We start from the raw sequence: 21,327 nt of genomic DNA on the forward strand, positions 1-21,327 counted from the left end.
AGTGAGTGCCGGGTACCTAATGTTTAGCTTTTCTACCTATAAGCAACCCTTCAACTGAAATATCTTCATCTAAATCTTCCCAGTGAATACCGATTCCATTCCCTATCAGCCGCCATTTCGACCTCTGATTATCATTTGCTTTTTTGAGCTTTGGAAACCAATCCAGTGGAACTCCTATCTCTCTACCATCACTAAGTAAAACATAAAATTTATCATCATCGAACCATAGTTCCATAGCATTTGCTTTAATTAAATCATTATCTAAAATACTCATTCCATTGCCTCCTCATCATTTCCAGGTTTCTTTCAATGATTTTGCTTATCTCTGAGAGTTCATATGCTTTAAAGCCATATGAACTTGCTAATGAAATATGATCCAACCAGAATTTAGCATATTTATTATCTGACTCAACATGAATGTGCGGAGGTTCAGTTCCTTCATTGCTGAAAAAGAAAAATCTATATTTATCTTCTTTAAGAACTGTTGGCATCATCTTTCTCCTTTTTATAATGCATAGGAAAGCAAAAATATACCTTATTGTAGAGCTTTCCGTATGCATTTCAAGAAAGCTACCGCTATTTAATTGCTTACAATAAAAGCTTTTTTATAATTCAAAGGGGATAAAAAAATCGTGATTTCAACATTTTTATAATATCATTTATAAAATATTTTGTAAATATGTGATATTAAAAAGTAATTCCTGATGTATCTATGATAACAGAAGGTGTCTTAATTTTCAATAAGTGAATATGTGAGTGCCTGGCACCATGGCACCATTTTCTTATGCTTGCGAAATATTCCCAACCCTGGAGGATTTTTATCAATAAATGTCGAAAAAATATCGAATAAATATCTTACAAGGGGGATTATTTCATGAAAGTTGGAATAGTTGGCGGCGGAAAAGCCGGCACTGTATTTTTAAAATCTCTGTTGGAGCTGGAGAATGTGACTGTCGTGGGTATATGCGATATCAATTCCGACGCGCCCGGCCTTGTGCTGGCCCGACAACACGGCATACCTGTTTGTACAGACCTTGAATCGTTTTTTTCAAACGAAATGGACGTGTTGCTGGAGCTTACGGGAAATCAAAGCGTCAGAGAAAAGATAAAGGGCATGATGCATAAAAAAACTCATCTGGTGGATTCCGATGCTGCGAAGCTCGTGGCTATGCTTTCAGAACACCAGCAGAGCCTTAACGCCAGACTTCAAAACTATATAGACCATATGCAAACCCTTTTAAAACATCTGGCAGGGAATATTTCGGAGATAAATGACACTGTAAAATCCATTGACAGTACCTCAAAGAAAATGGCAGAATCCGTTTCCAATTCTATGGAAAGTATAAAGCGAACAGACCAGATAATAAAAATCATCAACGATATAACAACACGCATCAAAATCCTTGGTATCAACGCATCTATCGAAGCCGCCCGGGCCGGGGATTACGGCCGCGGTTTTTCGGTCGTGGCGGAAGAAATAGGCAAATTAACCGCCTCCAGCAAAAATGCCACTTCTGAAATAACAGACATTATTGAAAAAATGAAAACGGATATCAGCAGCCTTTCACAAATTACAGACACGCTGGGGGACATCTGCAAAAAACAAACTGAGGTGGCCGGTTCCTTAAACCAGGACAACATCAGGATGGCCGAGCTTTTGAATTAAAAAAAGGATGGTCGCTTCACCGTGGAGAATGTGGAGAAGGAGATACTGTGATTACTAATAACTGTAATCCCAGTCGAAGGTAACTTTCCCCGATGAGCTAACATCGAAAGAGGCCATTGTATCGCCGTCCTGATTTATCACTTCTCCAGAAACATCGTAATTATCGTAATAATCAAGAACATAATCAACGATATCCTCAATCCATTCTTCGGCATCGTCCGTTTCTTTGACGTCTTCCCACTCATATCCATAATAAGAGGTATCTATCTCTATGGTAATGAAAATTTCCTCATCGTCTTCGTCGCCGTCGATGCTTATATCCGCCGTCATATTCCCAAAATTATCGTTATAATCGTCGAGATTGTAGCCGTAGATATCGTTTAAATCATTTTCAAGTTCGTCAAAATCCACCGAACTGTATCTGAAATCCACAGTCAACTTACTGCCGGATGATTTGAATTTAACCAGAGTATCACCTTTATCGATGTCCTCAATGGTGCCTGAAAAATCGGTATCGGGGTACTCATCTTCCACATAATCGTAGATATCGTTGAGCCAGTCTTCTATATCGTCCTGGTCGGTAGAGTTCCATTTGCTTTTATAATCGGAAAGGTCTATCTCTATAGTCAATTCCAGTTCTTTTTCGTCGCCTACCACATCGTAATCGAATTCCATGCTCTTCCATTTAGAATATTCGTCGTACAAATAATCTTCCAGGTCTCCCGACGGATCCGATTTGTTTTCTTCTTGCTGTTTCTTTAAGGTCGCTTCTAGATCGATGATCCTTATATGCAGATAAGAGTTTTGCTGGGTAAGTTGAGTTATCTGGCTGTCCTTTTGCGAAAGCTGACTTTTCAAATCGGCAATCTGCTGCTGCAGGACCTGATTCGCCTCCGCTTTACTGTTTATAACCACAGCATTTTTGGCGGCATCCCAGGATACGCTTGCCCCCAGGGCGGTGCTTACCAGTCTGATGGGCACATATGTAACATTATCATAAACAAAAGGCTCAGGGGTAGCCGCCTGCTGTTTCCCGTCCACGTATATCCTGATTCCGCTAAAGTACGCCTTTATGTTTTTCATGTTCCCGCCCGCCGCCATGGCCGCCGAAGTGAATATAAATACGCCAGCTATGAGGGCGGCAAATAAAATATAAAACTTCCTTTTCATAACAAAACCTCTAGATTGTTAATTTTATTTTCATTACATGATACTGTAATATCAGTTCTACATGTGAAATAAAAATCCTTCAAGATATATATATTTATCTCCAGACTAATTTGGTTCACATTTATGGCAAAATAAAGTGTCTCACTATATTATGTATATTTGTAAGCCCGACCCCATTACTCCCATAAAAAAACACTCTCTGTCATTTCCGTAATAACAGAAAGTGTCTTAATTTTCAATAAGTGAATATGTGAGTGCCTGGCACCATTTCAACAAATCCTATTAAAATATCTACCACTTCCTCTACGATGTCTTTTGGTGCTTTTTCACGAAAAGATACATCTCTGGCATATATGTCTAAAGCTTTCACCTGTTCACACATAATAACACCTGTCGTTTTAGTTCTTTCATCAAGTTCTACATGAAGTGGAAAATTTCTGTTTGTGTTAGTAATCGGACATACCATGGCTAATTTAGTGAATTTATTATAGGTATTATTGCTAACAACTAATGCAGGTCTTTTCCCTTTTTGCTCATGCCCTGTTTGAGGATCAAATTCTAAAAAAATAATATCGCCTTGTTCCGGTATATATCCCATTAAAACACCTCTTTACCTTGTGGCTTTCCGGTATCCCATTCGCTGCATTTATAATCCCCTTTATATTCTGCAATTCTTTCTTCCAGAGTTTTATGCTTTTTAACAGGTATAATAACCAGATTGCCATCTTTAACTTTTATTTCCACCTTGTCATTTTCATTTAATTTAGCCATTTCGAGAATAGCCTTTGGAAGTCTTACAGCCTGACTATTTCCCCACTTTTGTATTGTGGTATACATATCATCACCCCATATTTAAAGTATATACTATGTATCTACATCTGTCAATGTATATTATCTAGTAAATATGTGAGTACCTAGTATCAATCGGCTGAAATGATTTTATTCCTCTATTTTACCCAGCTGTATGACATGACAAATTGCACTTTCCAACTCTATCCTCGGTTTTCTTCCCATAAAAAAACACCTCCTGTTATTTCCATAATAACAGAAGATGTCTTAATTTTCATTAAGTGTATAAGTGAGTGCCTGGCATCATTTTCATAATTCTGCTTCCAGCCGGGAAATAACAACCGATAAGGTTGAATCTTTCATTAAATTATCTTCCCTTCTTTTAATATCTTTTCCTTAAGCTCCGAAGTTATTTCTTTATCAGTAATTACACTTACGGCAAACGGCATCGCAATTTTCTCAACTTCTATATACATAGTCCAGTAATTCAGAGCTTCGTTCCAGCCGTCTATAAATAAATCTATGTCAGAGTATTTATCAAAGGGACCTTCCCTGGAAAGAGAACCATACAAGTATACTTTCTTTATCGCATATTTATCTTTAAGAAATTTCGCTATTTTACCGGCCCTTTCCATAGCTTCTTCTTTCATTGTTTTCTCTTGGGCAATTGCCAATTCGCGCCTTTTTGCCCAGGTTTTCCGAATGTTATCTCTTTCAGTGTCAATAAGAGACATGACATCATCCCCATTTTTTGATGAATTACAATATTTTCATCCTGCTGGCATCATTTTTCTACTTTTTATAATGCATAGGAAAACAAAAATATACCTTAGTGTGGGGCTTTCCGTAATGCATTTCAAAAAAGCCACCGCTATTTAATTGCTTACAATAAAAGCTTTTTTATAATTCAAAGGGGATAAAAAAATCGTGATTTCAACATTTTTATAATATCATTTATAAAATATTTTGTAAATATGTGATATTAAAAAGTAATTCCTGATGTATCTATGATAACAGAAAGTGTCTTAATTTTCAATAAGTGAATATGTGAGTGCCTGGCACCGTTAAAACTTGTATCGCTCTTTGATGTTGATTATAGCTGGTGTGGTGGAGTTTATATGTTCCGCAATTTCCTTCGGTAAATATCCGTTTTCAATGGCTTTTTTAATATATTCTATTTTATATGGAGTAAGGCTCCTCTTTCTGGACCCGCTTTTAATGAGTTCAATATCGACCTTGCTTGCTCCTGTTTCTATCAATATCTCCTCCAGCGTTTTTGTAAATGTCAGGATTTTCTCATCCTTTTTTACCGTCGGGCCTTCTCCAATAACTTCAATGTTTTCATAATCGCCTGTTTCCTCATCCTTCATGAATTCTTTGTATTTATTAATGGCGATTTTTCGATCATTTGATATCATATTCAGAATAAAATCTATATCTACAAAATCTGTTTTGTTATTTCTGTAGTAACGATCGCTGCTCCACTTATAATCTTCTACTTTATTTGTCATGTTTGCCCTTAATGGATTTTGATGTATGTACCTTAAAATGCATATACCGATTCAAAAACTCAATTGTTCCGGACGGGTGGTTACAGCCCGTCCGGAGAATGGTTACAACCGTTCCGGTTGTAAGTTTCATCGATAAATGTTATCTACCTTTTCCATTAATGCCGTATACCTCTCGCATGGAACGATCTGATCCGTCACCAATCTCTATGGTGTAAGAATCATGTACGATTCTATCAAGGATCGCATCTGCCAGAGTTGCTTCTCCAATCTTGCTATGCCAACCGGCAGGCGAAAACTGGGAGCAAAAAATTGTGGATGCTCTTTTGTGGCGTGCATGGATGAGTTCAAGCAAATCTCTGGCTTCCGTTTCCGTAAGAGAAACAAGCATCCATTCATCCAGTATAAGAAGATCAACTTTGCGGTATTGGCTTAACACTTTTTTATAGACGCCTTCACCTCTAGCAATTGCTAAATCGGTCAACAACTCAGGTAAACGGACATATTTTACCGTATAATACTGTTTACAGGCTTCCATGCCGAAGGCACATGCCAGATAGAATTTACCGGCTCCCGAAGCACCCATAATAATTATGTTATGCTTATCCGTGATAAAAGTACAGGTTGCTAACCGATCAATCAGTGCTTTATCCAGCTTTCTACCAGCGCTGTAGTTGATATCGGCTATACAAGCATAGCTTTGGTCAAAGTTGGCATTTCGAATCAGTCGTTTAAGACGGTTGTTTTTACGGCTGGTATATTCGATATCAACGAGCAGACCTAATCGTTCCTCAAAGGAAAGATGGTCTAGTGAATGCTCTTTTAACTGCATACGGTAAGCATCCGCCATGGCCGTGAGCCGCATTTCAATCAGTTTGTTGATGGTTGTTTGATTTGTCATAATCTATTTCCTCCCATAATAGTCTGCTCCGCGGGTAAATCCGTATTGGGCAGAATCGATACTCATTTTGTAGGCTGTTCATCGGTTACTTTGTCTTGACCGGTCGAAAGGATGGTCTTGACGCTTTTTAAGCTGGGTTTTGGCGTGTAAGATAGCGCCCTTTTACAGGCGGCTTCCAATCGCAAGACAGAATATTTATCTGCCAGTTTTAATAACGCAAGACAGCTTCTGTAACCCTGTTGCTCCACTTTTTGGGAGGAAAGGATTGACTTTACTGTTATTGTTGTATTAGGGCCGATTTTCTGAGCCCAGGAAATAAATCGATCGGCATTCCACTTTATATAGCTTTGATGGTCTTCCGGCATATGTGCCTCATTGGTACTGTATTGCCCGGGACGACCATAAAGCCTTGGATGAGAACAGATACGATGATTATTGTAAAAAACTTCAATGACGTTACATGTTACCCTTACATCGACCTTGTGTTTTATATACTCATACGGAACTGAATAGTGCATTTTATCTACAGATATGTGATAATTAAACTGAACGGTGGCTATTTTCCAGACAGCCAGTTCATAAGGGGTAGCAGGTAACGGCATGAGAAAAGGTTTTTCTTCCTCAAGAAAGACGCTGTATCTGCTGCCTCCTTTCTTTTGGAAGGGTTTGGAGTTAAATGACTCAAGCTTTTCTTTAATGGCTTTATTCAGTTCTTGCAGACTGAAGAATTTTTGATGACGCAGGGCAGCGATAATCCATGTAGATATATTTCCAACCGTACCTTCAGCGTTGGGTTTGTCTTTAGGCTTGCGGACACGTGCAGGGATCACCGCTGTATCATAATGCTCTGCCAATTCATGATAAGTTTTATTGATGACCGGAGTGTACCATGAAGGCTTTTCTACACCAGTTTTAAGATTATCGGGCACGAGGATTCTGGTTACACCGCCAAAGAAACAGTACATGTTTACGTGAGCACTAATCCAGCTTTCCTGATCCTGCGATAAAAAAGCTTCTACATAAGCATACTGGCTGTAGGAAAGTACGGCTACAAATACATAGGCAGGAATGATTTCACCAGTATCCTGGTCAACAATCGAAGCAGTTTGACCAGCCCAGTCCACTTCAATCTGCTCACCCGGTTTTCTTGGAATATGCATGCTAGCTCTTTTGGTTTCCGCGAACTTTTGATAGTGATAGCAGAACTGAGAATACATGAGAGGAAGCTCATTGCTGCGTCTGCATTCCTCACAGTATTCGGTCCATAAAAGCTTAAGAGTAACGCCGTCTTTCATAAGTTCCTTATGGATATACTCCAGATCCGGATAGTGGCGTTCAGGGGATACTGCCGGCTTGGGAAAAAACATTTTTTCCAGCTCACCGTCGGTCATTTCTTGTTTTAGCGGCCACGTGATATTAAGCTCTTTTGCCCTGTCAAGAACTTTTGTAACTGTCTTGCGAGCACATCCACAACTGGCAGCTATACCGCTTTTACTGATCCCGTGACTGTAAAGTCGCAGGATTTCTCGATATTTGGTCATATGATGACCCCCTTGTATAATGTATTTACACCATTAAAGTTGTATAAATACATTATACAGGATGGATTTTTGGGGGGTAACCAATGACCGGAGCATGTGTAACCATTTGTCGGAACGACTGTAACCTCTCACCGGAACAGGTGGGAATTTTGCTCCGGATTATTCATAAAAGGGAGAGGAGATATTTATCATCTTCGAAAATGTATTTTTTGTTATTCCCCCGCTGTATGACGTGGTAAACCGCACCTTCATACTCTATCCTCGGTTTTCTTCCCACAAAAAAACACCTCCTGTTATTTCCATAATAGCAGGAGGTGTCTTAATTTTCAATAAATGAATAAGTGAATGCCTAGCACCATTTCTGGTGTTACTTTTTTACGATTTTAAGTTCCAGTCCTAGACTGTCAACATATTTTAAAAAGTTTCTTAATGCAGGCGAATGACCTACAGTCTCAATCCTTGATATCATCTGTTGTGTTAGACCGGAGCGTTTAGCTAATTGTTGTTGAGATATATTCATTCTTTTTCTGTAACTAACTAGATTCTTTATAACTTCATATTCCAATTGGGATTTAATATAGTCTGCTTTAAGTTCTTCATCATTTGCTATTCTTTTATTTATTTCTTTGTTAACATTTATTTTTTTAAAGGGCATTTAGATTACTCTCCTTTCCTTTTTATAATAATTTTCTGCCTGTGACCTTTTCAAGTTCTTTCAATCTTCTTATAGCTTTACCAATCTCAAACTTTTCGGCTTTCCCTTTTTGTTTTTTACAAGCATGAAGCAGATATATATTATTCCCATCAGTTACTACAAACATAATACGATTATTTTTGTGTTTAATTTCCCATAATTTACCGATTAGTTGCCTAATATCAAGGATATATAATGCCTTTAAACCTTCTTTTTCAAGCCTTTGTAAGATTGTTAACCATTCTGCCCTTTCCTTTTTTGGCAATTCATCTATATAACTTAATATTAAGTCTTTTCCTCCCGCAGTTTCATAAGTATGTACATTCATAACATTTCTCCTTTTGGCAGATTATACATCCTATTTGATGTGACTATTATTTATTATACATCAAAATTGATGTAATCTCAATTAAAAAAAGGTGAAAAATTTATATGAATCAATATTGAATGTTCAACGGTTTCTTGTCTTCTGCTTTCTCAAAAATTTATTTTTTATTGTTCCCCCGCTGTATGACATGGTAAACCGCACCTTCATACTCTATCCTCGGTTTTCTTCCCACAAAAAAACACCCCCTGTTATTTCCATAATAGCAGAAGGTGTCTCAATTTTCAATAAGTGAATATGTGAGTGCCTGGCACCATTAGTATTTATTCAAATCTTCAAGTTTTTCTATTGTAAATATATCATCAAGAATTTTGTCCAGTGTTTCCTTATTTGCTTTAAGTATCTTTTCTTCCGCCTCTTTTGATAATGTCCCAAATTTCTTTTTCAAAAGTCTTATTGCTGTATCCGCCTTGCCCTCCTTTAGACCTTCTTTAATTCCTTCTTTAATTCCTTCTGTCAAGCCCTTTTTCTTGCCTTCTTCAAGTATTAATCTGTAGAAGGATGATTCTTCCAGGTTCAGCATCCTTACCACCTCCTCAAAGGCTTTTTTTACTTCTTGTTCGTTAAACATCAAACCCGAGAAAATGCCCGCATAAAATGCTATATCTTTTTTCCTGTTTATGTTCATCGGCATTTTTAGTATTGCATCAGCGCATTCTTTTATATATTTTTCCCCTTGCTTTTGTCTTCTATTTCTATCTACCAGAGGTAAGAGTGAATATAAATCATAATATCCTGTGTTGATTATTTCCTCAAATTTTATTTCTCCAAGATCTATTAGTTTATATCTGTAATCCAGCCTGTTTGTATCTTCATATTCGTATGTTAGTTTTTGCTGCATCCTGGGTTCTTTTTTACCCATATATATTACTATCTGGTAAGGGGGAAGTTCGTATTTTTCCATGATTTCTATGGAGTATCTGAGCATCCTGTACGGCAGTTTGCTGTCATTGCCCGATTGAAATTCTATATGTACTGGCATGTCTCCGGTGTCGGTCTGGCATTTGAATATCATATCGCTTTGTCTTTTTTCTACTATAGTGAATTCCAGGTTGAGTTCCTCTATTTTCTTTAGTTTCAGCTTCAGGAAGTATTGTATTATATCATCTGCCAGATTGGAGAATATATGTTTTATGGTTATATCATATTGCCCCAATTTATCACCTCTTTCTGCCTTGATTATACATTATCTTGCTTTTAACTTCAATATTTATGCGGTGTTGATCAGGAAGATTTGTTTGCGATTTCTCAGTATCCCACTCTGATAAAAAAAATTGTCGCTATCATCGCAGGTAATGTCTTAATATTCAATAAGTGTTTAAGTGAGTGCCTGGCACCGTTAAAACTTGTATCGTTCTTTTATGTTGATTATAGCTGGTGTGGTGTAGTTTATATGTTCCGCTATTTCCTTAGGTAAATATCCGTTTTCAATGGCTTTTTAATATACTCTATTTTATATGGTGTGAGGTTCCTCTTTCTGGACCCGCTTTTAATGAGTTCAATGTCGACCTTGCTTGCTCCTGTTTCTACCAATATCTCCTCCAGTGTTTTTGTAAATGTCAAGATTTTCTCATCCTTTTTTACCGTCGAGCCTTCTCCAATAACTTCAATATTTTCATAGTCGGCTGTTTCCTCATCCTTCATGAGTTCTTTGTATTTATTAATGGCAATTTTTCGATCATTTGATATTATATTCAGAATAAAATCTATATCTACAAAATCTGCTTTGTTATTTCTGTAGAAACGATCGCTGCTCCACTTATAATCTTCTACTTTCTTTGATATGTTCGTCTTGTATGACATGGTAAACCGCACCTTCATACTCTATCCTCGGTTTTCTTCCCATAAAAAAACACCTCCTGTTATTTCCATAATAGCAGAAGGTGTCTTAATTTTCAATAAGTGAATATGTGAGTGCCTGGCACCATTTTCCTTTTTAAATCTTTTTATATACCTCATCTAATGAATCACTTTTAATTACTGCTACAAGAAGGCTATCCAGCTTCTTTTCATCATTTATGCTTGCTATCTTATCTTTCAGGTCATCGGGTATTGTTTCAAACTTGGCCTTTATGGCATCCAATATTGACTCCTGTGCCTTTCTTATTCTGCCTTCTATTCTACCTTCTATTCTACCTTCCTCAATCAATGCTGCACCTATTCTGGTCATCCTGACCACCTCCTTTAATCGGTCTATATATTCTTTTCTCACATACTTATCTGCCAGCCCAAGCACCGATGCAATGACAATAGACTGCATTTCTTCATCTTTTATTTCTTCAGCTAACTCCAGGACTTTTCTTGCTGCCTCATCTTCACCCCACTTGTTCTTCATTAAGGGTAAAAAGATTAGATCCATTATGTCTTTATTATCAAGCGGTATGTCATTTTCTATTTTATATTTTATGGCTTCATATCTTTTATCTCCATCATATTCTACCATGAATACCTGTTCTACTTTGTAGTATATGGAACCTATATCAATACTTTTATCAGCCTTATGAATGTTACCTGAATATATTACTACCGTATGTATTTTCTTTTTTCTTTGAGGTATAATGCTGAATCGTATATGAGAAATCTCGGAAGATCTGCCAGTTTATTTGTTGTTTGAAATTCTATATGTAAAAGAGAACCATCTTCGAGTTCAAATACATAGTCCATTTTTCTATCGGATAGATGTATTATGGGCAGTTCTGTGGGCTTTACGTTAGTTATCCTTGGCAGCTTAAGTCCATAGTATTCTAATGTCTCGTTTCTAAAAAATTCTGCCATGTATTTATATATAATGTCCTGATTTTGGTGTGGGATCTTTGCATCGCTCATTTAGCAACCCCCTTCTGATTTAATTATATCATAATTTATGATGGCATTGTTAATAAAATATTTTCTTTATTTATATTTAATAAAGGTCCTGATCCTAAAGTTTCTTACAAACTCTATCCTCGGTTTTCTTCCCATAAAAAAAACACCTCCTGTTATTTCGAAGATGTCTTAATTTTCAATAAGTGAATAAGTGAGTGCCTGGCACCATTTCAACAAATCCTATTAAAATATCCACCACTTCCTCTACGATGTCTTTTGGTGCTTTTTCACGAAAAGATACATCTCTGGCATATATGTCTAAAGCTTTCACCTGTTCACACATAATAACACCTGTCGTTTTAGTTCTTTCATCAAGTTCTACATGAAGTGGAAAATTTCTGTTTGTGTTAGTAATCGGACATACCATGGCTAATTTAGTGAATTTATTATAGGTATTATTGCTAACAACTAATGCAGGTCTTTTCCCTTTTTGCTCATGCCCTGTTTGAGGATCAAATTCTAAAAAAATAATATCGCCTTGTTCCGGTATATATCCCATTAAAACACCTCTTTACCTTGTGGCTTTCCGGTATCCCATTCGCTGCATTTATAATCCCCTTTATATTCTGCAATTCTTTCTTCCAGAGTTTTATGTTTTTTAACAGGAATAATTACCACATTGCCATCTTTAACTTGTATTTCCACTTTGTCATTTTCATTTAATTTAGCCATTTTGAGAATAGCCTTTGGAAGTCTTACAGCCTGACTATTTCCCCACTTTTGTATTGTGGTATACATATCATCACCCCATATTTAAAGTATATACTATGTATCTACATCTGTCAATGTATATTATCTAAGTAAATATGTGAGTACCTAGTATCAATCGGCTGAAATGATTTATTCCTCTATTTTACCCAGCTGTATGACATGACAAATTGCACTTTCCAACTCTATCCTCGGTTTTCTTCCCATAAAAAAACACCTCCTGTTATTTCCATAATAACAGAAGATGTCTTAATTTTCAATAAGTGTATAAGTGAGTGCCTGGCACCATTTTCATATTGCATCCAAGTTCTTCACACATTCCATGGGCTTCGCCCGTGCGTCAGAGGCTCGTCATCCTCTATTCTCCCATATGGGTTTTCTAACAGCGCTGCAGAGTTCACTTTATGTCACGGTCTGAAGTCTTGCATATTCAGGGCGCTCTGACCGTATCATTTCTGACACAACCAGCCCTGAAGCTAACCAGCCCCTTGGCGGCTACCGGTACCGGACTTTCACCGGCAAGCAAATTACGGCTTTGCTGGGCACGCGGCGCACCTACAAAAAAACCCGATGGAATCTTCCATCGGGTTTTTTAATTTACTAAAGTTCAATAGTTTTAGTGTTTAACTGTGATGTAAATTATTTTTACTAAGCTATTTTCAACAACAGCTTTTACAGTATCACCGTTACGTACATCTCTGTATGCTGCAGTATCGATATTTGATAAACCATCGGTTACGTCAAAAACTAATGTCTTGCTATTAACTTTATATGTTGTACCGCCAATCTTAATAGAATCACTGCCCTTTTCAGATACAGCACCCGAGGCAATTGATACAGTATTATGAACAGCATCGATTGTGTTATCTGAGCCATAAATTACATCAGATACAGTCAAATCACCATCGGCATTTACTGTGAAGAAAGTAATATCTCCAACAGACTGAGCAGTTCTTGAATTTAGCTTATAATCTTTCTCTTCGCCATTGTATACTTTGACTGTTGCTGCCCAATCGCCATCCGCATCTTTAAATTTGTCTAATACTACACCAAGTTCTTCGTCTTCTTCTGCGATTGAATCATATCCTGCTGTGAATACGACAAATTTAGCATCTAAACCATCTGCTACGATTATTCCTTTGCCTCCAGTAATATCTTTATCCTTAATGTTATCCCATTTTACTAAATCGATGTCATCGAGTTCATCTACTATAATGGTATTTTCATCTACGAAATAATGGTTAGAACCTGAATTGATAACATCATCATCTTTGTCGAACGAATCTATAGCAGCTGCACTGGGAGTTACAGTCCATGTTTCATCGGCTTGTTTTGCGGCAGTTGCATAAACCCACATCTCATTGATAACACCGTCTTTATCCAATGTGAATTTGACAATAGCATATTGATTATTTGTATCATTTACTAAAGCCTTTAGACCGCTCAATGTGAGATCTGATGCACCAGCTGTTCTAAGATCATGAATATCCGCATCGATATCGTAGCTCTTAGATTCGCCCTTTACATTGACTTTAACTGTTTCATTGTAATCATCAACTTTTAATGCTACACCATAATAATCATCGGAAGTTGTTTCAACATCAGATATTAGATGGCGCACATCTCCGGCAAGATCTAATACAGCCGTTGTATCCTCGTTCAGTAAATCATCAAGAGCTGAAGCATCGACGCTGTAAGAATAAAGATCATCATTTTTATTCGGTGAGAAGGTTGCCATTATTGTATCGTCAGCAGCTTTAGCTACATCATATGTTGTGCCGTCGATTTTCAATTCATCAGATTTTACTCTTTCGAGTTTGCCTTCTACTGTCTTCCTTACTATGACGATATGATAAATATCATCATAATCTGCTACGTACATTACGTCATTTGCTTTAATATCCTCAAGTTTAGCAGACTCACCGTTTATTGTGATCTTATAACTATCAGGATCAGTGAGGTCGAGTTCATCTTCTGAAGTTCCATCATAGTAAGTAATGGTTTCGTCTTTAGTGTCTACTTCTTTGACTAATACAGCATCATAATCCCAGGACATTAAGTTCATAAATACTATGTCACCTTTATCAAACGCAAAGGTTCCATAGACACCTTTCTTTAGTGCAGCCTTTATAGCATCTTTACCTGTTACTTTTGCTCCATCAACATAAATAGTTGCATCATCGGCTACATCATAAGTGTCATCTGCTATCTTAAGGTCAATTTGAGTAAGTTTCGTTCCATCGAAATCTTCATCTGTCACATCTTCAGAAATGATATCATTCTTTAGCTGATCCTTATCATAATCAACAAAGAAGATTTCATCATCGTCATTTGCCCATGCCGTAACTTTCAAGCCCAACAAAGCTTCAGGATCGATGCTATCTACTACTGAATAAGTATCTACCGCACCATCATCATCTTTAATAGTTACTTCTTGTCTATCTGCATCTACCTCTATAACTCTTCCTTCAATTTCTTTAGAATCCATCTTTGAAAGGAAAGTTTCTGTTCCTTCTTCATACTGTTTTAAATCACCATAACCAGTCTGTTTCAAATGCTTTACGGTGAGAGAATTGTCGATCATTTCAACAACAGCACCGCGGAGAGCGGGAACATTGGGAACTGCATTTACACCATCAAACAGGCCAAGGTCATCGGCTTTGCCCATGACACCAGCCGGCCAAGGAGCGCCTTCAACTGTTACGCCGTAGTTCATGGCATACAGCAGCATTTTTGCCATCTGGGCATATGTGACATTATCATTGGGCTTGAATGTACCATCAGGATAGCCATTGACTATACCCTGGCCAACTCCCAGGTTTATGTAGCCCGATGCCCAGTGATCGGCAGCCACGTCTGCAAATTTGGTCTGACCTTTCATGAGGTCTGCAGAACCTTCGAGACCGGAGATTCTGATTATAAGAGCTAATGCTTCTGCACGGGTAATGGGTTTATCAAGATTGAGATTACCCTTTTCATCACCCCTTAGTATCCCCAGAGCCTGAGCTCTTATTACTGATGCGGGTGTCTTGGTATCAGCCGCAGTGGTGGTATCGGCTGCGAACCCTACGCTCACGGTGCTGAGCACGAAGGTGAGAATAAGTAGGGTTATAAGTAGTTTTCTGGCTTTCTTCATACTCAAATCCTCCTTTTTGATTTTGAAAAAAAATAGACTTACTAAAAAAGGCCTTGCCTAATCCTCCTGGTGTTCATCACCCCTTTCAAAGGATTTTATGGGAATTTAATTTTATCCTTTTCTTTCAATCTCCTCCGGGACCGCGGCCGCCGCATTTTTGAAAGTTGAACACGCAAGAGGCTGCCGGGAGTGCGGGAGGTTGAAAGATTGCAGGCTCCGGAAATTTACATCATCCTATATTTTTTATATCCTATAATTACAATTATTATTTATTATTTCTATAAAAGGATGAAATTTCCTGCTGGTTTTGAGTAATTTTAAAGAAAATTTTATCTAATAATGAGTTCATCTTGTCTTACTTCCGGATTTGAGTATGAGTCTTTGAACTCATTATTTAGTTGTCAAAGTTCGAATTCTATAGCTATTATAGCTCACGGTCAACTTGCCGTCAATATAATTGGTTGAATTGTAATATAAATGTAATATTGGATGGGACAACGTTTGTAACTACATTTTTCATTATATGCCGGCTTTTTTTATTTATTACATAAAATGGATGCAGGCTATAATAACTACAGAAATTTAGCAAGTATATATATTCGAGAGATATGGTAGAAATTCCTCTTTATTTTATAAATTTTTTTTAGAGCATGTTAGGAATTAAGGGTGCCGCTACAGTTAGCAGCATGATTATCATCACCAGTATCACGGCTAGGCCGACAAGGGGCAGAGCGAAGTAGGCGAGCGCCGCCCGACCGGTAGTAAAACCGTGGGTTTCCCGGACTGATATTACCTGAAGCACCACTACCCAGAGCCGGAGCAGTATGCTGGAAAGAAGGCTCAGGTTTATCCCGGTGAGTGTAGACAGCAGGTTTACGGGCACCATCAAAATCATAGGCAGGGTAGCAAAGGCCATAGAGGTAAACAGTCCGACACCAGTGGCGGATGCAGGAAGCTCATGGGACCTGACCTGTATTTGAGTCATAGGATTGACGTTGCTATCCGGCACAGTCTCGCCGGCATTAACGGCATTTTGTTCCGGGACGTCGTCGGAGGTATCCGGGAGCGTATTTCTGGCTTTGCCCGGGGTCAGGAACTGGCAGGCCAGTTCCACTACAGCAGTAAATATAAAGTGGAGCAGGGGAATTATAAGGATACCGCTTATTATCATAAAGGCGACGATATACGGCATGGCCCGGGTCAAAGCGGGATATACGCCGTCAAGGCCAGGAAAAATATCCCTGGACACAAATGGCCTGAGGATGTTTTCGTTCATGGTGTGTCGGTAGCCTGATATGTCCGGCAGAAGGCCGGAGAGAAACAGGATGATGACGGCCTGCAGGACCTTCTTTTCCCCGGCTATCTTTTTCAGGGCGGCCGAAGGCGTGAAAAGCACTCCGGATATGTCGTCCAGGAAATCTTTGAACCAGTCTTTCATTCTTTCATTCATCTCCTCGGTAAATTTGGTAGTAAAAATTACGTCCTGCGCTTTTTACGGATACAAGTAGCTCTGTGCAACTTTATCCGGAAGGTAATCCAGAAAATAAGAATGGTGGGAAAAGTCCCGCCATGTAGGCAGGGTGGTGCCGGGATCTGCCGGCAGACGTATGCCGAAGGCGGGATCCAAAAAGGTGTTTACTATAGATTTTACTCCGGAAAGCAGGGCTTCCAGGGTAGATTTTTTGCCGTATTCTTTTATGACGGGTTTACCTTTGATGCCGGCCAGATCAGCGGCGATTTTTATGGCGTCGTAGTAGTTTCCTATTTCATCCACAAGGCCCAGTTTTTTTGCCTGGGTGCCGGTGTAGACCCTGCCGTCGGCAAGTTTTTTTACTTCTTCTACATCCATATGGCGGCCTTTTGCCACGATGTCTACGAACTGGCCGTACATCTCATTTATCATGTCCTGCAGTATGGCCCTTTCGTCTTCGGTCATGGGGCGGGTGGGAGAGCCGATGTCTTTGTGAGGAGCGCTTTTGATGACATTTTCCTTGAGGCCCAGTTTGTCATACAGGCCTTCTATGTTTTGAAACTCCATGATCACTCCTATGCTGCCGGTGGTGGTGCCGGGATTTGCTACTATCTTATCGGCGGCGCAGGATACCATGTAGCCGCCGGAGGCCGCCACATCTCCCATGGATACCACCAGTTTTTTGCCTGATTCCTTCACCCTTAGGGCTTCCTGGTAGAGTTCCTGGGATGCGGCCACGGTGCCGCCGGGGCTGTTTATCCTGATGACCAGGGCTGCTATATCGGGGTCTTCGGCGGCGTCATGGAGCTGTCTTAATATGTCGTCGGTACCGGCGGCGGAAAGAAAGCCCGAGGAGCCCGACATGATGACACCTTCCAGGGTGATGACACCTATCTGTTTTTGCGGAAGGGCTGACTTGCGGCCGGGACCTCCCGGCATTATGGTAAAGGCGGCGATGAGGGACGCGGCGACTATCAGGATAAGGATGATGGTTATGATGCGTTTCAAGGGTATCGCTCCTTTCAAATAAGTTTTTTATTCGTTTTTAAGTCCTCCTTCATAAAGTATGCATTTTATGAATAAAAATTCCGACCGGGGCGGGTCGGATCGTTTTAGCCTCATAAAATTTATCAAAAAATATAGGGCGGATTTCTCCACCTGGCTTACTTGAAATAAATTGCAGCAAAACCTATGATAACTGTCGCTATTAATGCAAAAGCCCATCTCTGTAAGCCACTGATTTCTCGGTGAATTGCATCGAACTTAGAATCTATTTTGTCAAATCTTGCATCGGTTTCTTTTTTTGCTGTATCAAACCTTGCATCTATTTTGTCAAATCTTATATCGGTTTCTTTTTTTGCTGCGTCAAACCTTGCATCTATTTTGTCAAATCTTGCATCGGTTTCTTTTTTTGCTGCATCAAACCTTGCATCTATTTTGTCAAATCTTGCATCGGTTTCTTTTTTTGCTGCGTCAAACCTTGCATCTATCTTATCTGCGAGGTCTTCAATTACTTTATAAACCGCATCGAATTTAGCATCAATTTTGTCAAATTTAGCATCGCTTTCCTTGCGAGCTGCTTCAAATCTGGCATCGCTTTCTTTGCGGGCAGCTTCAAATCTGGCATCCATTGTATTAGATAAATCTTTGATTTCTTTGTGGACCTCTGCAAATTTGCTATCTACTCTATCAAATTTTGCATCCATGCTGTCCTTTAAAGCGCTAATTTGCTGCGATAGGAAAAAATAACCCGATTCATATATTTTAGGTTCGTGCGGGGGAATATTATCCTCACTTGCGGCTATCTCATTTTTTGTTTTGTTTGCTATATACTCTTCCGCCATGCTCATCACCCTTCCTCCTTGTCTCAATTATATAAAATTTCCAACTGAACTTCAATGCTTTTAACAAATTTTTTACCAGTCTTTTCCGCGACGGATCAGGGTGATTTTGCTTATGGCAATATATAGCATCTTGCAATTCTCGTGAAATATTTAAGTAAAAGATATATTTTTGAAATAAAAATTACCGACCGCTGCGGGTCGGAAAAGTTTTGAATCTATTTTTCTTCGTCCATGAATTCCCGGGCGGTTTCGGCCATTTTCTTGAGGGAGGCTTTTACCTTTTTATGAAATTCTTCGGCGGAAATGCCGGTCATTATCTCGATGGCGTCGTCGATGGTCTCGGCGGAATATATGTGGAATTTGCCCTGTTCCACGGCTTCTACCACTTCGGGCTTGAGCATAAGGTTGTCGATGTTCTGGCAGGGGATGACCACACCCTGGGTGCCGGTGAGGCCCTTTATCTTGCAGGCATGGTAAAAGCCTTCTATTTTATACGTGGTGCCTCCAACGGGCTGGACATGGCCGTGCTGGTTTAAGGAACCGGTGATGGCCAGGTCCTGGCGTATTGGGATACCGGAGATGCTGGACAGCAGCGCTATGAGTTCGGCGCAGGTGGCGCTGTCGCCCTCGATGCCGCCGTAGTTTTGCTCGAAGGCTATGCTGGCGGATATAGTGAGGGGCATGTCTTTAGCGTAGCGCTCGCCCAGATATCCCGTGAGGATCATGACGGCCTTGTCGTGGATGTGGCCGCTCATCTTGGCCTCCCGCTCAATGTTTATGACTCCCTCGTCTCCCAGATAGGTCCTGGCGGTAATGCGGGAAGGCTGGCCGAAGATATAGTCTCCCACGTCCAGCACCGAAAGTCCGTTGATCTGACCCACGGCGGCACCCCGGGTATCCACCAGTATTTCGCCGCGCTCTATCATGGAAAAAAGCTTTTCTTCTACCCTGTTGGAGCGGTAGACTTTTTGCTCTATGGCTTTATCTACGTAATCGCGGGTGACGGAGGCACTGCCGTCTATGGCAGCCCAGGCGCTGGCCTCGTAGAGCACCTCCACTATTTCGTTAAACCGGGTGGAAAGCTTCTTCTTGTCTTCAGCCAGGCGGGAGCTATAGTCCACCACCCTTGCCACTCCGGTAGGATCGAAGTGGATAAGTCCTTCATTCTGGCATATGTGGCATATGAAGGCCGCATACCGTTTGAGGTTCTCGGGGGTGCGGTCCATCTCCACATCGAAGTCCACCTTTATCTTGAAGAGCTTGCGGAAGTCCTCGTCATAAGCATTTAATAGAGAATAAATATACGGAGTGCCGATGAGTATGACCTTCACCCTTACGGGTATGGGTTCGGGCTTCAGTGTGACGGTGGGCACCGTGCGGTACTGCTCGCCTATGTTTTCCACCCGGGCCTCGCTGTTTTTCAGGGTGCGCTTTAAAGTGTCCCAGGCGTAGGGGTCTTTGAAAAGGTCCGCCGCCTGGAGTACTAAGTACCCGCCGCTCGCCCTGTGGATGGCTCCGCTTTTAATCATGGTAAAGTCGGTGGTGATGGCGCCAAATTGGGCTTTGCCCTCGATCTTACCGAACAGGTTATAATAGGTGGGGTTTGTCTCAAAGATTACCGGAGCACCTTTTGTGGCCCTGTTGTCTACAAAAATATTTACCCTGTAGCGCAGGAAAAAGTCTTCATGGGGCACATTCGGGGCGAGGTTCAATATTTGCTGGCTGTCCCCGTCGGTTTTTTCCCGGCGCTCGGTGCGGAACACGGACAGGTTTTTGATGATGTCTTCTTTCACGGATTTAAGGTAAGATATGATTTCGGCAAATTCGGCATATTTTACGGCCACTTCTTCGAAGAGGGGGTTTATGGTGGCAAGGGCGGTGTCTCTCTCCAGGTGGGCGAGTTCCTCCCGGGCCTGTTTGTCCAGGGCTCTAACTTTGCGTAGAGTTTCATCGATCCTACCCTGGAGGGTACGGCCTTTTTCTTCCAGGGCTTTCCTTTCCTCATCGGAAAGATCCTCAAATTCCTCCTGGCTCATGGGCTTGCCGTCTCTTAACGGGATGGTTATGATGCCCTGGGGTGTCCTCTGGAGAGTGAAGCCCTCGGCTTTTGCGGTCTCGTCCAGCTTCTCAAAAAGCCCCATGGATGCCCGCTGGTATCTATCGATAAGGGCCTGCTTCTGGTTTTCAAAGTTCTCGTCGTCAAAGACCCGGATTATCTCCCGCCGCACCTCGGCTATGAGTTTCTCCATATCTTTCGAAAATTCCGAGCCTTTGCCTGCCGGGAGGTTTATGGCTATGGGCTTTTCGGGTCTTGTGAAATTGTATACATAGAGGATATCGTCGGGAATGGGCTTGCCTACGGCAGCTTTTTTCACCACAGCCCGGGCATAGCTGGTCTTGCCGGTGCCGGTGAGGCCGGTCATGAATATGTTGTAGCCCTTGTGGTCGATCTTCAGGCCAAACTCCATGGCTTTCACGGCCCGCTCCTGGCCTATGATGTCGGAGAGGGGTTCCAGGTCTTCGGTGGAGCGGAAGGAAAACATGACCGGGTCGCAGGTTTCCCGGAGCTCGAGGGGGGAAAGTTTTTTAAGCAAAATACCACCTCCATTATTTTACACACCATTCTTAGAAATATTTTATATAGAATAT

General features: G+C 40.4%; 22 protein-coding genes and 1 pseudogene. 1 reads left to right on the top strand and 22 read right to left on the bottom strand.

Going from position 1 to position 21,327, the window contains the following annotated elements:
• Positions 1 to 16 precede the first annotated feature (16 nt).
• Together D2962_RS16355 and D2962_RS16360 are read right to left on the bottom strand one after the other, a co-directional pair.
• The gene (locus D2962_RS16355; RefSeq protein WP_122015591.1) at positions 17 to 274 is read right to left on the bottom strand and encodes a DUF2442 domain-containing protein; all 258 of its coding nucleotides are present in this window, start codon (positions 272 to 274) and stop codon (positions 17 to 19) included.
• Entirely contained in the window at positions 258 to 494 is a 237-nt protein-coding gene (locus D2962_RS16360) for a DUF4160 domain-containing protein (protein WP_222927596.1), read from the bottom strand. The genes D2962_RS16355 and D2962_RS16360 overlap by 17 nt, the downstream gene beginning before the upstream one ends.
• Positions 495 to 874: 380 nt before the next feature.
• On the opposite strand from D2962_RS16360, the gene D2962_RS16365 reads away from it, so the two are divergent.
• Positions 875 to 1,666, top strand: coding sequence for a methyl-accepting chemotaxis protein (locus tag D2962_RS16365; protein ID WP_122015593.1), 792 nt, complete (start codon positions 875 to 877; stop codon positions 1,664 to 1,666).
• Positions 1,667 to 1,720: 54 nt separating this feature from the next.
• Here the strand turns inward: D2962_RS16365 and D2962_RS16370 are convergent, their stop codons facing one another.
• From D2962_RS16370 to D2962_RS16465, 20 genes and pseudogenes are all read right to left on the bottom strand, one after another.
• Positions 1,721 to 2,836: a stalk domain-containing protein gene (locus D2962_RS16370; protein ID WP_122015594.1), complete on the bottom strand. Its 1,116-nt coding sequence runs from the start codon at positions 2,834 to 2,836 to the stop codon at positions 1,721 to 1,723.
• Positions 2,837 to 3,071: 235 nt separating this feature from the next.
• Positions 3,072 to 3,434: a type II toxin-antitoxin system PemK/MazF family toxin gene (locus D2962_RS16375; protein ID WP_120765960.1), complete on the bottom strand. Its 363-nt coding sequence runs from the start codon at positions 3,432 to 3,434 to the stop codon at positions 3,072 to 3,074.
• The gene (locus D2962_RS16380; RefSeq protein ID WP_122015595.1) at positions 3,434 to 3,673 is read right to left on the bottom strand and encodes an AbrB/MazE/SpoVT family DNA-binding domain-containing protein; all 240 of its coding nucleotides are present in this window, start codon (positions 3,671 to 3,673) and stop codon (positions 3,434 to 3,436) included. Before D2962_RS16380 ends, D2962_RS16375 begins: the two co-directional genes overlap by 1 nt.
• A gap of 314 nt (positions 3,674 to 3,987) precedes the next feature.
• Complete coding sequence (locus D2962_RS16385; RefSeq protein WP_120765963.1) at positions 3,988 to 4,359, bottom strand: nucleotidyltransferase family protein; 372 nt, start codon at positions 4,357 to 4,359, stop codon at positions 3,988 to 3,990.
• Between the two features lie 330 nt (positions 4,360 to 4,689).
• Positions 4,690 to 5,136 (bottom strand): helix-turn-helix domain-containing protein, encoded by a 447-nt coding sequence (locus D2962_RS16390; protein WP_122015596.1) that lies wholly within the window; start codon positions 5,134 to 5,136, stop codon positions 4,690 to 4,692.
• A 139-nt stretch (positions 5,137 to 5,275) separates the two neighbouring features.
• A complete protein-coding gene (gene istB / locus D2962_RS16395; protein ID WP_122015597.1) occupies positions 5,276 to 6,034 on the bottom strand; it encodes an IS21-like element helper ATPase IstB in 759 nt (252 codons plus the stop codon).
• 3 nt (positions 6,035 to 6,037) lie between these two features.
• Positions 6,038 to 7,575, bottom strand: a pseudogene (gene istA / locus D2962_RS16400) (IS21 family transposase).
• Between the two features lie 367 nt (positions 7,576 to 7,942).
• Entirely contained in the window at positions 7,943 to 8,230 is a 288-nt protein-coding gene (locus tag D2962_RS16405) for a helix-turn-helix domain-containing protein (RefSeq protein ID WP_122015598.1), read from the bottom strand.
• A 22-nt stretch (positions 8,231 to 8,252) separates the two neighbouring features.
• A complete protein-coding gene (locus D2962_RS16410; RefSeq protein WP_122015599.1) occupies positions 8,253 to 8,597 on the bottom strand; it encodes a type II toxin-antitoxin system RelE/ParE family toxin in 345 nt (114 codons plus the stop codon).
• A 313-nt stretch (positions 8,598 to 8,910) separates the two neighbouring features.
• Positions 8,911 to 9,810, bottom strand: coding sequence for a DUF4351 domain-containing protein (locus D2962_RS16415; RefSeq protein WP_122015600.1), 900 nt, complete (start codon positions 9,808 to 9,810; stop codon positions 8,911 to 8,913).
• A 245-nt stretch (positions 9,811 to 10,055) separates the two neighbouring features.
• On the bottom strand, positions 10,056 to 10,475 hold the full coding sequence (locus D2962_RS16420; RefSeq protein ID WP_122015601.1) for a hypothetical protein: 420 nt from the start codon (positions 10,473 to 10,475) through the stop codon (positions 10,056 to 10,058).
• Between the two features lie 115 nt (positions 10,476 to 10,590).
• Positions 10,591 to 11,097 (bottom strand): RpnC/YadD family protein, encoded by a 507-nt coding sequence (locus D2962_RS16425; RefSeq protein ID WP_122015602.1) that lies wholly within the window; start codon positions 11,095 to 11,097, stop codon positions 10,591 to 10,593.
• Positions 11,098 to 11,177: 80 nt separating this feature from the next.
• The gene (locus D2962_RS16430; protein ID WP_122015603.1) at positions 11,178 to 11,480 is read right to left on the bottom strand and encodes a hypothetical protein; all 303 of its coding nucleotides are present in this window, start codon (positions 11,478 to 11,480) and stop codon (positions 11,178 to 11,180) included.
• Between the two features lie 175 nt (positions 11,481 to 11,655).
• Positions 11,656 to 12,018 carry a type II toxin-antitoxin system PemK/MazF family toxin gene (locus tag D2962_RS16435; RefSeq protein ID WP_122015604.1) on the bottom strand — a complete coding sequence of 121 codons (363 nt, stop codon included), beginning with the start codon at positions 12,016 to 12,018 and terminating at the stop codon, positions 11,656 to 11,658.
• Entirely contained in the window at positions 12,018 to 12,257 is a 240-nt protein-coding gene (locus D2962_RS16440) for an AbrB/MazE/SpoVT family DNA-binding domain-containing protein (RefSeq protein ID WP_122015605.1), read from the bottom strand. Before D2962_RS16440 ends, D2962_RS16435 begins: the two co-directional genes overlap by 1 nt.
• Positions 12,258 to 12,843: 586 nt before the next feature.
• Complete coding sequence (locus D2962_RS16445) at positions 12,844 to 15,363, bottom strand: S-layer homology domain-containing protein (protein ID WP_122015606.1); 2,520 nt, start codon at positions 15,361 to 15,363, stop codon at positions 12,844 to 12,846.
• Positions 15,364 to 16,006: 643 nt separating this feature from the next.
• A complete protein-coding gene (locus D2962_RS16450; RefSeq protein WP_122015607.1) occupies positions 16,007 to 16,801 on the bottom strand; it encodes a hypothetical protein in 795 nt (264 codons plus the stop codon).
• Between the two features lie 54 nt (positions 16,802 to 16,855).
• On the bottom strand, positions 16,856 to 17,842 hold the full coding sequence (gene sppA, locus D2962_RS16455) for a signal peptide peptidase SppA (protein ID WP_245984788.1): 987 nt from the start codon (positions 17,840 to 17,842) through the stop codon (positions 16,856 to 16,858).
• Positions 17,843 to 17,997: 155 nt separating this feature from the next.
• Positions 17,998 to 18,684, bottom strand: a complete 687-nt coding sequence (locus D2962_RS16460; RefSeq protein ID WP_122015608.1) for a hypothetical protein — start codon at positions 18,682 to 18,684, stop codon at positions 17,998 to 18,000.
• A gap of 209 nt (positions 18,685 to 18,893) precedes the next feature.
• Entirely contained in the window at positions 18,894 to 21,221 is a 2,328-nt protein-coding gene (locus D2962_RS16465) for a Lon protease family protein (RefSeq protein ID WP_425456638.1), read from the bottom strand.
• Positions 21,222 to 21,327 lie beyond the last annotated feature (106 nt).

Source organism: Biomaibacter acetigenes (assembly GCF_003691585.1).
GTDB lineage: Bacteria > Bacillota > Thermosediminibacteria > Thermosediminibacterales > Tepidanaerobacteraceae > Biomaibacter > Biomaibacter acetigenes.

Coding starts and splice junctions, on each gene's coding strand:
- D2962_RS16355 (WP_122015591.1), bottom strand. CDS start 274: ATGAGTATTTTAGATAATGATTTAATTAAAGCAAATGCTATGGAACTA.
- D2962_RS16445 (WP_122015606.1), bottom strand. CDS start 15,363: ATGAAGAAAGCCAGAAAACTACTTATAACCCTACTTATTCTCACCTTC.
- D2962_RS16390 (WP_122015596.1), bottom strand. CDS start 5,136: ATGACAAATAAAGTAGAAGATTATAAGTGGAGCAGCGATCGTTACTAC.
- D2962_RS16420 (WP_122015601.1), bottom strand. CDS start 10,475: ATGAAGGTGCGGTTTACCATGTCATACAAGACGAACATATCAAAGAAA.
- D2962_RS16435 (WP_122015604.1), bottom strand. CDS start 12,018: ATGGGATATATACCGGAACAAGGCGATATTATTTTTTTAGAATTTGAT.
- D2962_RS16385 (WP_120765963.1), bottom strand. CDS start 4,359: ATGTCTCTTATTGACACTGAAAGAGATAACATTCGGAAAACCTGGGCA.
- istB (WP_122015597.1), bottom strand. CDS start 6,034: ATGACAAATCAAACAACCATCAACAAACTGATTGAAATGCGGCTCACG.
- D2962_RS16370 (WP_122015594.1), bottom strand. CDS start 2,836: ATGAAAAGGAAGTTTTATATTTTATTTGCCGCCCTCATAGCTGGCGTA.
- D2962_RS16410 (WP_122015599.1), bottom strand. CDS start 8,597: ATGAATGTACATACTTATGAAACTGCGGGAGGAAAAGACTTAATATTA.
- D2962_RS16430 (WP_122015603.1), bottom strand. CDS start 11,480: ATGAGCGATGCAAAGATCCCACACCAAAATCAGGACATTATATATAAA.
- D2962_RS16380 (WP_122015595.1), bottom strand. CDS start 3,673: ATGTATACCACAATACAAAAGTGGGGAAATAGTCAGGCTGTAAGACTT.
- D2962_RS16425 (WP_122015602.1), bottom strand. CDS start 11,097: ATGGTAGAATATGATGGAGATAAAAGATATGAAGCCATAAAATATAAA.
- D2962_RS16465 (WP_425456638.1), bottom strand. CDS start 21,221: ATGTTTTCCTTCCGCTCCACCGAAGACCTGGAACCCCTCTCCGACATC.
- D2962_RS16460 (WP_122015608.1), bottom strand. CDS start 18,684: ATGAGCATGGCGGAAGAGTATATAGCAAACAAAACAAAAAATGAGATA.
- D2962_RS16440 (WP_122015605.1), bottom strand. CDS start 12,257: ATGTATACCACAATACAAAAGTGGGGAAATAGTCAGGCTGTAAGACTT.
- D2962_RS16405 (WP_122015598.1), bottom strand. CDS start 8,230: ATGCCCTTTAAAAAAATAAATGTTAACAAAGAAATAAATAAAAGAATA.
- D2962_RS16365 (WP_122015593.1), top strand. CDS start 875: ATGAAAGTTGGAATAGTTGGCGGCGGAAAAGCCGGCACTGTATTTTTA.
- D2962_RS16375 (WP_120765960.1), bottom strand. CDS start 3,434: ATGGGATATATACCGGAACAAGGCGATATTATTTTTTTAGAATTTGAT.
- D2962_RS16450 (WP_122015607.1), bottom strand. CDS start 16,801: ATGAAAGACTGGTTCAAAGATTTCCTGGACGACATATCCGGAGTGCTT.
- D2962_RS16360 (WP_222927596.1), bottom strand. CDS start 494: ATGATGCCAACAGTTCTTAAAGAAGATAAATATAGATTTTTCTTTTTC.